We start from the raw sequence: 13014 nt of genomic DNA on the forward strand, positions 1-13014 counted from the left end.
GAGAAAGAGAGAGGTTCTTACGGCTCCATCATATAGAACCACTCTCAAGGTTACGATACCTTCAGATCAAACTGCGGCTCGCCGCGCAGCGTATTGCTTACCGTGCAGATTTCCTCGGCCATTTCGGCAAGCCGGTGCTTTTCGTCCTCGGTCAGATCGCCACCGAAATGAAAGGTGATATCGAACCGCTCGATGCGCGACGGCCCTTCATGCGCCTTGTCGCCCTTCACCTCCACCCGCACATCGGTCAGTTTGTCCTTCAGCTCGAGCTTGCCGGCAGCGATGCGCGCACTGAGCGCCATGCAGGCCGCGACCGACGAATAAATGAGGTCGAGCGGGTTGAAGCCTGCCTGACTGACACTGGTGACGATTTCGACAACGCCGCCGGTCGGCGTGGTGATGACCGGAAGTTTTCCGTGCGGCATTTCAGCGACGGCGCCCGTCTCGCGGGTCCTGACTTTAAGTTCGCTCATTCCGGAATTCTCCTGTAGTCCACGTGCCGCGCCAGCCAGCAGCCGACGGTCATGCCTGTTATCCCGCTTTTGGCATCGCGATGGAAGACAAGTTTCCATTCGCCGGGCGACGGCGCATCCATGGAGCGCTGCACCGGCAGCAGCCAGACATCCGGGCCTGCCTCATAGAGCGGATACATGTCGCTCTTGCCGAGAAAACCCTCGAAGGCCCCGTAGAAAGCGCCGCCCTCATTGACGATCAGAAGATCGGCTTCAAGCTCGTCGCTGCGATAGCGCCCCGCGATATCCTGCTTCGCCGCCCCTTTGAGGCGCTGCATCGTCAGGCTGAGATTTTCATCCTCACGCGTCAGATGGATCGTATCGCCCTTGCGGCGGATCGTGGTCATCGACGAGCGCGCTTCGTTCTCGCCCATCACATCCATCACTTCCGGCCCGGTGCCAAAACGCGCCTTCATGCGCCCGCGCCCGGCATCTTCGAGGCTCAGCATAAGGCCGGTTTCATGGTCCAGCCACGAACCGAACCAGGCGGCATCGGCTTCGACCCGGACCTGTTCTGTCGTGGAAACGCCAAGAGCGATATTCATCAGCTTGAAGGCGACATCGGACGCGCCGCCTTCAAAATTGAACAGGGCAATCGTCGAGAGACGCTCATCGGCGCAATGCCAGCGCTGGCAGCGCCAGCCGCGCAGCGCCCCGCCATGGCCGGTGAGCCGCCTGCCGCCTGCTTCCTCGAACTTGAGGCCGAGGCCGTAGGGAGCCGCATTGCCATCGCTGAAAGTCTGCGGGCCGCTCAGGCGACGATAGATTCCGTCTTCGTCGTCGCGTGTCGCATCGATAAACTGTTCCCAGGCGATCATGTCGTCGAGCGACGCGCAGATGCCCGCATCGCCCATCCAGTGGATGCGATTGACGGCAGGCAGGAACCCGCGCACCGTATCGCCCTCATAGCCGGTGCATTCGTCGAACAGCGCGGTATCGGGGATGAGTTCTGCGGTCTTCATGCCCGCAGGCTTGAAAATACGCTCCGCCAGAAGCTCGACCAGGGTTCGGCCCGTATGGCTTTCGATAAGATCAGCCAGAATGCGGAAATTGCCGTTGCAATAGGAATAATGCGTGCCCGGCGCGAAATGCGTGGTCTTCAGGCGGCGCAGCAGGCTTTGCGCCTGTTCTGGCAGAAAGACGCCTTCCGGATCGGCCCCGCACAGAACAGTCAGCGCCCAGTAGTCGCGCAGGCCCGACTGGTTGTTGCACAGGTCGCGCACGCTCGGGCGCTCTTCCGTGAACCTGTCGAGATAGGCGGCAAGCGCATCGTCAAGAACTTCCGGCTCGCCAACGCTGTCCAGCAACACGGCGCAGGTGAACTGCTTGCTGACCGAGCAGATCGGCATGCGCGTTTGCGGCGTCATCGCCTTTCGCGCTGAAAGATCGGCAAAGCCCCAGGCGTGGCGCAGGACGACCTTGCCATCCTTCACCACGGCGACCGCGCCGCCCGGCCCCTTATAGTGCTGCGGAACGGTGCGAACGAAAGCTTCTAGCGCGGGAAGATCGAATTTTGACATGATGCTCAGGCGACTCAGATGAAATCAACAGCCGCCACGAGGCATCATTTTGTCCGTTCGATCAAGGCCATGGCCGCATGCGGATTATGCGCCTTATAGCCGCTGATGACATAGAGAAAGACATCGCGGGCGATATAATCGGCAACGGGCGGCGTGACGGTCTTCAACCCTTCGGCAAGCTCTCCGGCGGCAACTGCCTTTGCGCGCGCCGCCCACTGATCGAGTTCGTCCTTGCCATAACCGCCCGGCTGGCTTTCCTTCGTCCCCATGATGCGGAAATAGGCGAAAGGCGCCGTCATATCGGCAAATTGCGGAAAGTCGCTGTCGCCCGCAATCACCACTGCCACACCATATTCGCGCAGCAGCGCAATGAACTCCGGCGAGTTGAAACTGTCGTGGCGCACTTCCACAGCATGGCGCACGTCGCGCCCGTCGACCCGCTTGGGCAGAAGCTTCAAGAACGCCTCGAAATCCACGGGGTCGAACTTCTTCGTTCCCATGAACTGCCAGTTGACCGCGCCGAGCTTGTCTTTCAGCTCCATCATGCCGCCGGTCATGAACTTCTCGATGCTCTCGCCCGCTTCGGCCAGCACGCGGCGATTGGTGGAAAAACGCGGCGCTTTCAGCGAAAACACGAAACCGTCCGGTGTTTCATCGTGCCATTTGGCGAAGGTCGCAGGTTTCTGCGGACCGTAATAGGTGCTGTTGATTTCGATGGAAGTGAGCTTGCTCGACGCATATTCGAGCTGGCGCTTCTTCGGAAGTTTCTCGGGATAGAAGCTCTCATCCCACGGTTCATAGGCCCAGCCGCCAATGCCGATGCGGATCTCGCCCGTCTTTTCCCTGGCCATTGCCTTTCCTCCATACCGGTGCATCATGAGTTCATACTGTTTGGTCATGATGTTTAATCTGTATTCGCACCGCTGGCTATGTTCATATCAGCGTGCTTGACTGGGAGGAAAAGCAGACGGCTGAGGGTAAAACCTGGCCGCGAGACCAAGGCCCGGTGCACCTGTCGGCCATTTGGGTGCGTCTGACCATGAGTTCCCGTTCCCCCAAACACATGAATTGTCCGGAATTTCGGGACGATCTTTTTGAAAAGAGGCGGAAAAACCGCCCTTGCAAGGCAAGCCGGGAATGGCGAGCCAGACATGGTGAGATTGAGGAAATGCATACAATGACGAGCAAACCCAATGCCCGTACCGGAGGCCAGATTTTGGTGGATGCGCTGCGCATCCACGGGGCCGACCGCGTCTTCTGCGTACCCGGCGAGAGCTATCTCGCTGCGCTTGACGCCTTTCACGATGCCAGCGATGCGATCGACCTGATCGTCTGTCGGCAGGAAGGCGGCGCGGCCTATATGGCGGAAGCCTATGGCAAGCTGACCGGCAAGCCCGGCATCTGCTTCGTCACACGCGGCCCGGGCGCGACCAACGCCTCCGTCGGCGTGCACACCGCTTTTCAAGACTCGACGCCGATGCTGCTCTTCATCGGACAGGTCGCTAGCGATCAGGTCGAGCGCGAGGCGTTTCAGGAAATCGATTATCGCCGCATGTTCGGCCAGATGGCCAAATGGGTCGTCCAGATCGACGATGCGGCCCGCATACCGGAACTCGTCAGCCAGGCCTTTCACCGCGCCGTCAACGGACGTCCCGGCCCGGTCGTGATCGCGCTGCCGGAAGACATGCTGACTTCCTATGCCGCCGTCAGCGACACACCGGCCTATAAGCAGGTTCAGATGCATCCGGGCGCGGACCAGTTGCAAGACATGCAGGCGCTGCTTGCAAAGGCTGAGCGGCCGCTCGTGATCGTCGGCGGTGGCGGCTGGAATGACGATGCCGTCAGCGACCTGCGCAAATTTGCAGAAAACATGCACCTGCCGGTCGCTGCTTCCTTCCGCTGTCAGGATATGTTCGACAACACTCACCCGCTTTATGCTGGCGAAATGGGCACCTCGATCAGCCCCAGGCTGGCGCAGCGCGTGCGCGATGCCGACCTGCTGATCGTGATCGGCGCACGCCTTGGCGAAATGACGACGCAAGGCTACGAACTCGTATCCATTCCGGTGCCGCAGCAGAAGCTTGTCCATATCCATCCGGGCGCTGAGGAACTGGGTCGCGTCTATCATGCGGACGTTCCGGTCAATGCCTCCATGCCTGCCTTCTGTGCGGCAGCGGCCAGGCTTGCGCCGGTCTCCGATCCTCGCTGGAAGGCATGGACCGACAGCGCCAATGCCGATTACCGCGACAACATCAAGTCGCCGGTCATCCCCGGCGAAGTTCAGATGGGCGAAGTGATGGAATGGCTGCGTGCGCATCTGCCAGCCGACGCCATCATCACCAACGGCGCGGGCAACTATTCCGCCTGGCCGCATCGCTTCTACCAGTACCGCACCTATCGCAGCCAGCTTGCGCCCACCAACGGCTCGATGGGTTATGGCGTACCGGCTGCGGTTGCCGCCAAGCTTACCGCGCCGGAACGCACCGTCATTGCCTTTGCAGGCGACGGCTGTTTCCTCATGAACGGACAGGAGCTGGCAACGGCGGCGCAATATGGCGCCAACGCCATCTTCATCGTCGTGAACAACGGCATGTACGGCACGATCCGCATGCATCAGGAGCGCACCTATCCGGGCCGCGTTTCGGGCACCGGCCTTGCCAATCCCGACTTCGCGGCATTGGCGCGCGCCTATGGCCTGCATGGTGAAGTGGTGGAGAAGACGGCTGATTTCGCCCCGGCCTTCGAGGCTTGCGAAAAGTCCGGCAAACCCGGCCTCATCGAAATCCGCATCGATCCTGAAGCGCTTTCCCCGAAGATGAGCCTCAGCCAGATGCGCGAACAGGGTTTTGCGAAGCAGAAGTAAAAACAAGAGAGCCCCGGTTTTCCGGGGCTCTTTCATCTGCTTTATCTGGCTTTACTTTACAGGCGGCGCATACATCAGCCCGCCCTTGTTCCACAGCGCATTGAGGCCGCGGTCGATCTTGAGCAGGCTGCCCTTGCCGATGGTGCGTTCAAACATTTCACCGTAATTGCCGATCGTGGAGACGACATTATAGGCCCATTTCGGCTCGAGGCCGAGCTGCTGGCCGCCATCGCCTTCCGAGCCGAGGAAACGGCGCACATCCGGCTTCTTTGAGTTGAGGTCCGCTTCAGCCGAGGCTTGCGTGACGCCCAGTTCCTCTGCCTCAAGCAGCGCGAACAGGGTCCAGCGGACGACGTTGAACCATTTGTCGTCGCCCTGTCGGACGGCAGGTCCAAGCGGCTCCTTGGAAATCACTTCCGGCAGAACGGTGAAGGCGTCTGGTTCGGCAAGCTTGAGGCGCTGCGCGTAGAGCGCGGATGCGTCGGTCGTGTAGACATCGCAGCGGCCCGTTTCAAACGCCTTCAGAATACCGTCGGCGGAATCGATCACCACCGGCTCATACTTGATATTGTTGGCGCTGAAATAATCGGCGGCGTTCTGTTCGGTGGTGGTGCCCTGTTCGGTGCAGACCGACGCGCCGTCAAGCTTCAGCGCGCTGTCGACGCCAAGGTCCTTGCGGATCAGGAAGCCCTGCCCGTCATAATAGGCAGTGCCGACGAAAAGAATGCCCATGCCCGCATCGCGTGAGAGCGTCCACGTCGTCTGGCGTGAAAGCAGATCGACCGTGCCAGATTGTAAGGCGGTAAAGCGCTCCTTGGTCGAAAGCGGAATGAAGCTCACCTTGTCGGGATCACCGAAGACCGCCGCCGAAACCGCGCGGCAGAAATCGATGTCGAAGCCGGTCCATTTGCCCTGATCATCCGGCGACGAAAAGCCGGCGACGCCCTGGCTGACGCCGCAATTGAGCTTGCCGCGTTCCTTGACCGTCGAAAGCGTGTCCGCTTGCGCCCCACCTTGAGCGGACAGGGCAAAGCCCGCCGCCAGCAACGAACCCAAAAGAATATTTTTCATTGTTCCTCCTCCCAGAATATCGGCCCTCGCCTCGGAATTTGAGCAAAGCCGATTCATTGCCCGGCGACATTCCCGCCGGGCTTGTTGTTATTTCAATCAGACACGAACCAGGGTCAGGCCCTATTTCAGCGCAGCCGCGAAACTGTCCTCCAGAACGCTCAGGAGATGATCCGCATTGGCGCGGCTGAAGATCATCGGCGGACGCATTTTCAGCACATTGTCGAACGGGCCTTCGGTTCCCATCAGGATGCCGCGCTCGCGCGCGCCGTCGTTGATCTTTTTGGCCAGCGCGGTTGCCGGTTCCCTGGTCTTGCGATCCGTGACCAGTTCGATGCCGAGGAACAGCCCCTGCCCGCGCACATCGCCGATGATGTCGAAGCGCTTCTGCATCGCGCGGAACCCGTCGAGGAGATAGTTGCCTGTCTCCAGCGCGTTGCGGCGCAGGCCGTCGCGTTCGATCACATCCAGCACCGCCAGACCCGCCGCGCAGGAAACCGGATTGCCGCCGAATGTGTTGAAATATTCCATGCCATTGTTGAAGCTGTCGGCGACTTCGCGAGTCGTCACCACAGCCGACATCGGGTGGCCATTGCCGATGGGCTTGCCCATGGTGACGATATCCGGCACCACGTCCTGCATTTCAAATGCCCACCAGTGGCTGCCGACACGGCCGAAGCCGACCTGCACCTCATCTGCAATGCAGACGCCGCCAGCAGCGCGCACCATCGCATAGACTTCACGCAGATAGCCTTCCGGCAGGAAGACCTGACCGGCCACGCTCGGGATCGATTCCGCGATGAAAAAGGCGGGGCCGCGTCCAAATTTCTTGATGGCTTCGATCTGTTCGGCCACGCTTTCGACAAAACGCTTGCCATGTTCCGCCAGCGGCCAGTTTTCCGGTGCGCGATAGCTGTCGGGAATGGTGGCCTCGAACACATGGTCCGGACGGCCCTTGCCGCCCTTGCGCTTGTATTTATAGGGGCTGAGGTCGATCAGTTCCTGCGTCGTGCCGTGATAGGCCCAGTCGAGCACCAGCGCATCGCGCTGGCCCGAATGCGCGCGCGCCATGCGCAGCGCCAGACTGTTCGCCTCGCTGCCCGAACAGGCAAATGTCGCCACCGTCAAACCTTCCGGCAAGGTCGCCGTCAGACGCTCGGCATAGGAAACGATATTGTCATGCAGATAGCGCGTATTGGTGTTGAGGATCGCCGCCTGTCTGGCAATTGCCTCCACCACTTCCGGATGCGCATGGCCGAGATGGCAGACATTGTTGAAGCAGTCGAGATAGGCGCGGCCCCGATTGTCGATCAGCCATGCGCCCTCGCCGCGCACGAACTTGATCGGCTCGGAATAGGAGATGGAGAGGTTCGGCAGCAGAATATCCTTGCGCGCGCTGACGATTTCGGCGCGCGTGCGCCCGCTCTGGTGGAAAGCTTCCGCCGGAATGTCTGCAAGGGCTGCGGCATCCGGGAAGATGTCGGCCCATACATCGAGAAAGGCATTTTCGCCCACGCCCAGAATTTCCGCAGCCGTCAGGCCGGTATCGGTCGAAATCTGGAAATGGAGATGCGGCGTCCAGCCGCCATTCTCGTGCATGTCGCCCATATAGCCGACCAGTTCGCCAGCGGCGAGCTTCTGGCCGGGTTTCAGCCGCGACATCGCCTCGTGCGCCATATGGCCCCAGAGCGTGATGAAGGGCGGGCAGTCTTCCGGCTGATGTTCCAGCGCGATCAACCCGCCATAGCCAAGCGGCGCGGTCTCGATCTCGACGCTTTTCACAATGGCTGCAAGCGGCGTGTAGACAGGCGTGCCTGCGGGCATGAACAGATCAAGCCCCAGATGATGGACACGCCGCTCGCCTTCGACAAAGCGCGAACGGAACGCCTCGTCGGTATAAACGGTACGCCTTTCGCCCCACGGACCGATGCCGAGTTCGATACGGTTGCGGGCGCAGAAATCGTCCCACCAGGCCGTTGCTTCCTTCGGGCGCTGCCCGGCGGAATCGACCGTCATAACATGGGCCGGGTCGCCATAAGGCACCAGCGCCTTGGTCATCGTGGCAGGATGCGGGCGCACGACAGGCGCGAAAGCCTTGCTGTTCGCGGCGATCCAGCGGCGTACCGCACCGGCACCCTCCACTGCATCGAAACCACAGGCTTTCCGCAGGATCGCGGTGGCAAAGCGCGGGTTCATGGCGTCCAGCTTGTGCAGAAGCCGCCATGCAGGTGCTTCGCTGATCGCCAGATAAGGATTGTCATCGGTCTTTTCGCGGCGCGACGCCGAAAGCGTGACACTCGTCACAAGACGCATTGCGATCAGGTCGAAAAGAAGGTCGATTTCCTGCGGCAGAAGCGGATATTTCGCATGGAACCCGGCGGCAAGGGCAGCGGCTGCCCCGATCGGGTCGTCCATGTCCAGGATGGAATAGGCGCAGGCAATCGCCACTTCGGCGATCAGCACCGTATGGACGGAATCGCCGAAATCGATCAGCCCGGCAATGCGTTCATTGTCCTGACTGTCGACCAGCACGTTCCAGTCATTGGCGTCGTTGTGGATCACCTGCGCGCGCAGCAATGGCAGCTTCGGCGCCACATCGCGCTCGAAACGGGCAAGGAAGCGCTCCGCGACAGCGCGGTCTTCCGCCTTGTCGATAAAATGCAGCCGGTCGCGCGCCCGCCCCGCATGACGCAGGTCCCAGTCGAAATCGCGAAGCGCGCCCGGATGGATGAAGCCCTGCAAGGCGCGATCAAGTTCGCCGAGCGCTGCGCCAAGGTTGTGCATGAGCGTTCTGCTGCGCGGGACTTCCGCAAGCGGCGTGCCGGGAAGCCAGCTCGCCACCCTCAGCGCATGCGGCTTGCCCTGATCCTTTTCGACAGAAGCCAGCACCTCGCCCGACAGGCTCGCCTTCAGGCGCGGCACGGCAAGCGCCGGATCGGTCTTGGCCAGATGCTGGAGAAGCGCGGTCTGGAATTCGCTTTCCACGGGCGGCTCGCTGGCATTGACGATCTTCAATATCCAGTCCGCCGACCCATTGCCCGTTTTCAGGCGGAAATTGCAGTCGCGCTCGCTGTCGAGCGGCGAAGCACTCGCCGTCACGCCGAAATGAAGCTGGGCCAGCACTTCGGCCTCTTCTGGCGAAAAATCGGGGGCGGGATGCGAAATATCGGTCATGGGAGGCGCTTCACGGGTTGAATATGAATGGGAGGCAACAGGAGGAGCTTGGCATGTCCGCGATTTTCAGGCATCAGACAAGGCGTCGGTCAGACCGGCACTTTGCCGGAATGGACCGGCACATTTACGGCGGGAGCACATCCGACCATGCGGGAACTGGATGCGAAGGATCGTGAGATACTGGCCATTCTCTCCAAGGAGGCGCGCATACCGTTGAAGACGCTTGCGGGCCGTATCGGGCTTTCGCGCAGCGCCACCGGCGAACGTGTCGCCAATCTGGAGAAAAGCGGCGTCATTCGCGGCTATCGCGCAGATATTGGCCAGATCGACGGCAATATCATCCGCGCCATAATTCTGGTCAGCCTCAAGCGCACGCCTGCGCTTGGCCTTCTCGACGAGCTGGCGCGCCATGCCGAAGTACGCCGCGTATCGTCGGTAAGCGGCCAGCTCGATTTGATCGTGGAGGTTGAAGTTCCCTCCATAGACCGCCTCAATCGCCTGCGCGATCTCATGGCCACCCATGAGACGGTAGAGGATCTCACTACGGCAATCGTGCTTCGCCGGGATATCGAGCGTGAGAACGGCTGAAGAGTGGCTCTACCACTTTAGTCTGGATAGTTGCAATTTAAGGTAGACATTCCACCGCAAGTCGAACATAACGCCCCAGGGTTGAAAGGGAGGGGTCATGAAAACACTTAACCTGTTCATTATCGGGTTCGGTTTTACCGCACTCGTCATTACATGCATCGTCGCCATCGGCGGCGGCACGATCTGAACGGCAATCACACCATATCATGCCCGCAGCAGGGGTTCCCCAAGGAAGATTGCTGACGACTCGCGCACGGCGCGGATCATGAAATCGCTCAACACCCGGATTCGCGGTGCGGCGACCACATCGATGTGACAGCTCATCCAGTATTCACGCACCAGATGCATCTCGCGCGGCAGAACCGGAACCAGTTCCGGGTGCCGGCTCGCGATGAAATAAGGCAGCACGCACAGGCCATAGCCGATCTGGGTGGCGATCAGCTGCGCATGGATGCTCGAGCTTTGATAGGTACAGCGTTGCCCCGGCAGGATCTCGCGCATGTAATCGAGACCGGGCGTGAAAACCATGTCGTCGATGTAACCGATGAAAGGATGCCGGGCCATGTCCTCGCGCGTCCGGATCGGCGGATGCCGGTCCAGATAATCGCGATGCCCATAGATGAAGAGACGATAGGGCGTCAGTTTCTCGCTGTGATAGGGACCGGTGCGCGGCATATGCAGGGTGATCGACAATTCCGCCTCGCGGCGTGACAGCGACATGATCTGCTGGATCGTCACCACTTCCACGAACAGGCTCGGATAGGATTGCGCCAGCACCGGCAGGCGGTCGGCGAGGAAGAAATTGCCAAAGCCTTCCAGCGTCGAAAGCCGCACGACGCCCGACAGCGCCGCCAGATTGCCCGTGGCCTCCGTCTGGAACTTCACCGCCTCGCGTTCCATGACCTCGGCAGAGGTCACAAGCCGTTCACCGATGGGCGTCAGCAGATAGCCGCGCGGGTTCCGCTCGAAAAGCTTGGTCGCCAGGGCCTGTTCCAGCCGGTCGATCCGCCGCAGCACCGTGACATGGCTGGTGCGCAATTGCCGCGCCGCCGTCGAAAGCTGTCCCGTGCGGGCAACCGCCAGAAAATATTGCAGATCGTCCCATGTAAACTGCCGCACGCCGCCTCCCAGACAGCAGAGATGACCCACGCCACCGCCTCTGTACATTTTTGAACAGACAATGTTCAAAAATTGTTGTTCTTGTACGCATTTGTCAATGCTACCGTTCAATTCAAAGCCCGGGTGGAGGAACAAACCGGGCGCGGGCAGAGGGCGAACGGCGAAGAGGAAAAGCTGTTTCCCGATTTCGAAAGACTGCTTGAAGGAGGATGCCGTGCGGTTTTTCCGCAATGGCTCAAGGTGTTATTGGGAGGAGCACTTCATGAAATGTCTCGCATTGGCAACGGCGGCGCTTTTCGCCGCCACGGCTATCTCATCGGCGGCGGAAATTTCCGACGGCAAGGTCAAGATCGGTATTCTGAACGACCAGTCCGGCGTCTATGCCGATTTCGGCGGCAAATGGTCGTTCGAAGCTGCCAAGATGGCTGCCGAGGATTTCGGCGGCAAGGTGCTCGATGCGCCGATTGAAATCATCACGGCCGACCACCAGAACAAGCCGGACGTGGCCTCGAACATTGCGCGCCAGTGGTACGACACCGAGCAGGTCGATTCTATCATGGAACTGACGACCTCGTCGGTCGGCCTCGCGGTGCAGGCCCTGTCGAAGGACAAGAAAAAGATCACGATCAACACCGGCGCGGCCACGTCGGAACTGACCGGCAAGCAGTGCACGCCCTATGGCTTCCACTGGGCCTATGACACCCATGCACTCGCCGTCGGCACCGGCGGCTCGCTCGTGCAGCAGGGCGGCGACACATGGTACTTCCTCACCGCCGACTATGCTTTCGGCTATTCGCTGGAAGAACAGACAACCAAATTCGTGGAATCCAAGGGCGGCAAGGTGCTGGGTTCGGTGCGCCACCCGCTGGCGACCACCGATTATTCCTCCTTCCTGCTGCAGGCACAGGCCTCCGGCGCGAAAGTGGTCGGTCTCGCCAATGCCGGTCTCGACACCTCCAACGCCATCAAGCAGGCGGCGGAATTCGGCATCGTTGCTGGCGGGCAGCGCCTCGCAGCCCTGCTCTTCACGCTCGCCGAAGTACATGGCCTCGGCCTCGAAGCCGCACAGGGGCTGACGCTAACGGAAGGCTTCTACTGGGACCGCGACGATGAATCGCGTGAATTCGGCAAGCGCTTCTTCGAGCGCACGGGCCGCATGCCGAACATGATTCAGGCAGGCACCTATTCCGCCGTCACGCAATATCTGAAGGCGATCAAGGAAGCAGGCACCGACGAAACCGAAGCCGTTGCCAAGAAGCTGCATGAAATGCCGGTCGAAGACGTCTTCGCCCGCCACGGCAAGGTCGGCCCCAACGGACGCATGATCTACGACATGTATCTGATGGAAGTGAAAAAGCCTGATGAAAGCAAGGCGCCTTGGGATTATTATAAGGTCCTTGCCACCATTCCCGGCGATCAGGCCTACATGAAGCCGGAAGAAAGCGGCTGCCCGCTTGTGAAGCAGTAAAAGAGGCTGGTTGAATGAACGCAGCAACTGGCAATATGACGGCCCTGCATGAAGCAGGGCCGGACGATGGCGGCGCATCCGGCGGCCGGACGGTTCTGTCGGCGCGCGGACTGGGCAAGTCGTTTGGCGGCTTTCACGCGGTGAGGAACGTCGATCTCGATGTGGAACATGCCCGCGTCCACGCGCTGATCGGGCCGAATGGCGCGGGCAAGACGACGGTGTTCAACCTCCTGACCAAATTCCTGCAGCCATCGAGCGGCGAGATCACGCTATTGGGCGAAACCATCACCAGAGCCGATCCGGCCCGGGTGGCGCGCATGGGGCTGGTGCGTTCGTTCCAGATTTCGGCAACCTTTCCGCATCTGACGGTGCTGGAAAACGTCAAGGTCGCGCTGCAGCGCCCCAACGGGCTTGCCACGCAGTTCTGGCGTCCGCTGTCGGCGCTCGACCGGCTCGACGCGCAGGCCATTTCGCTTCTGGAGCGCGTCGGCCTTGCCGATGCCCGTCATGCGCTGGCCGCCGACCTGTCCTATGGCCGCAAGCGCGCGCTGGAGATCGCCACCACGCTGGCGCTCGATCCCAAGGTGCTGCTGCTCGATGAGCCGATGGCCGGCATGGGCCATGAGGATGTCCATACCATCGCCGCCCTCATCGCCGATGTGGCGAAGGACCGCGCGGTGCTGATGGTCGAACACAATCTCA

General features: G+C 60.7%; 10 protein-coding genes. 4 read left to right on the forward strand and 6 right to left on the reverse strand.

Annotation, left to right across the window (positions count from 1 at the left end; translation table 11 throughout):
- Nucleotides 1-50: 50 nt before the first annotated feature.
- The 3 genes from ACOWVS_RS17370 to ACOWVS_RS17380 are packed head-to-tail and all read right to left on the reverse strand — an operon-like array spanning nt 51 to nt 2883.
- On the reverse strand, nt 51-473 hold the full coding sequence (locus tag ACOWVS_RS17370) for an OsmC family protein (protein ID WP_025090588.1): 423 nt from the start codon (nt 471-473) through the stop codon (nt 51-53).
- A complete protein-coding gene (locus ACOWVS_RS17375; RefSeq protein ID WP_075042073.1) occupies nt 470-2032 on the reverse strand; it encodes a D-aminopeptidase in 1563 nt (520 codons plus the stop codon). The genes ACOWVS_RS17370 and ACOWVS_RS17375 overlap by 4 nt, the downstream gene beginning before the upstream one ends.
- A 44-nt stretch (nt 2033-2076) precedes the next feature.
- Entirely contained in the window at nt 2077-2883 is an 807-nt protein-coding gene (locus ACOWVS_RS17380) for a DUF72 domain-containing protein (RefSeq protein ID WP_063620645.1), read from the reverse strand.
- A gap of 326 nt (nt 2884-3209) precedes the next feature.
- On the opposite strand from ACOWVS_RS17380, the gene ACOWVS_RS17385 reads away from it, so the two are divergent.
- Nucleotides 3210-4895 carry a thiamine pyrophosphate-binding protein gene (locus ACOWVS_RS17385; RefSeq protein WP_063620644.1) on the forward strand — a complete coding sequence of 562 codons (1686 nt, stop codon included), beginning with the start codon at nt 3210-3212 and terminating at the stop codon, nt 4893-4895.
- A 51-nt stretch (nt 4896-4946) separates the two neighbouring features.
- On the opposite strand, the gene ACOWVS_RS17390 is transcribed toward ACOWVS_RS17385, so the two are convergent.
- The gene (locus tag ACOWVS_RS17390; RefSeq protein ID WP_006467521.1) at nt 4947-5966 is read right to left on the reverse strand and encodes an amino acid ABC transporter substrate-binding protein; all 1020 of its coding nucleotides are present in this window, start codon (nt 5964-5966) and stop codon (nt 4947-4949) included.
- Between the two features lie 120 nt (nt 5967-6086).
- Complete coding sequence (locus ACOWVS_RS17395; RefSeq protein WP_063620643.1) at nt 6087-9137, reverse strand: aminotransferase class III-fold pyridoxal phosphate-dependent enzyme; 3051 nt, start codon at nt 9135-9137, stop codon at nt 6087-6089.
- Between the two features lie 147 nt (nt 9138-9284).
- Here ACOWVS_RS17395 and ACOWVS_RS17400 point away from each other — a divergent pair, with 147 nt between their 5' ends.
- On the forward strand, nt 9285-9725 hold the full coding sequence (locus ACOWVS_RS17400) for an Lrp/AsnC family transcriptional regulator (protein WP_063620642.1): 441 nt from the start codon (nt 9285-9287) through the stop codon (nt 9723-9725).
- 204 nt (nt 9726-9929) lie between these two features.
- On the opposite strand, the gene ACOWVS_RS17405 is transcribed toward ACOWVS_RS17400, so the two are convergent.
- Nucleotides 9930-10844 carry a LysR family transcriptional regulator gene (locus ACOWVS_RS17405; protein WP_006472975.1) on the reverse strand — a complete coding sequence of 305 codons (915 nt, stop codon included), beginning with the start codon at nt 10842-10844 and terminating at the stop codon, nt 9930-9932.
- 262 nt (nt 10845-11106) lie between these two features.
- Here ACOWVS_RS17405 and ACOWVS_RS17410 point away from each other — a divergent pair, with 262 nt between their 5' ends.
- Together ACOWVS_RS17410 and ACOWVS_RS17415 are read left to right on the forward strand one after the other, a co-directional pair.
- The gene (locus ACOWVS_RS17410; RefSeq protein ID WP_006472976.1) at nt 11107-12312 is read left to right on the forward strand and encodes an ABC transporter substrate-binding protein; all 1206 of its coding nucleotides are present in this window, start codon (nt 11107-11109) and stop codon (nt 12310-12312) included.
- A 14-nt stretch (nt 12313-12326) separates the two neighbouring features.
- Nucleotides 12327-13014: ABC transporter ATP-binding protein (locus ACOWVS_RS17415; RefSeq protein ID WP_420984175.1), on the forward strand; the 688-nt coding region annotated here is incomplete at its 3' end.

Origin of the sequence: Brucella sp. IR068, assembly GCF_049065885.1 — a bacterium.
In the GTDB taxonomy this organism is placed as follows: Bacteria; Pseudomonadota; Alphaproteobacteria; order Rhizobiales; family Rhizobiaceae; genus Brucella; species Brucella intermedia.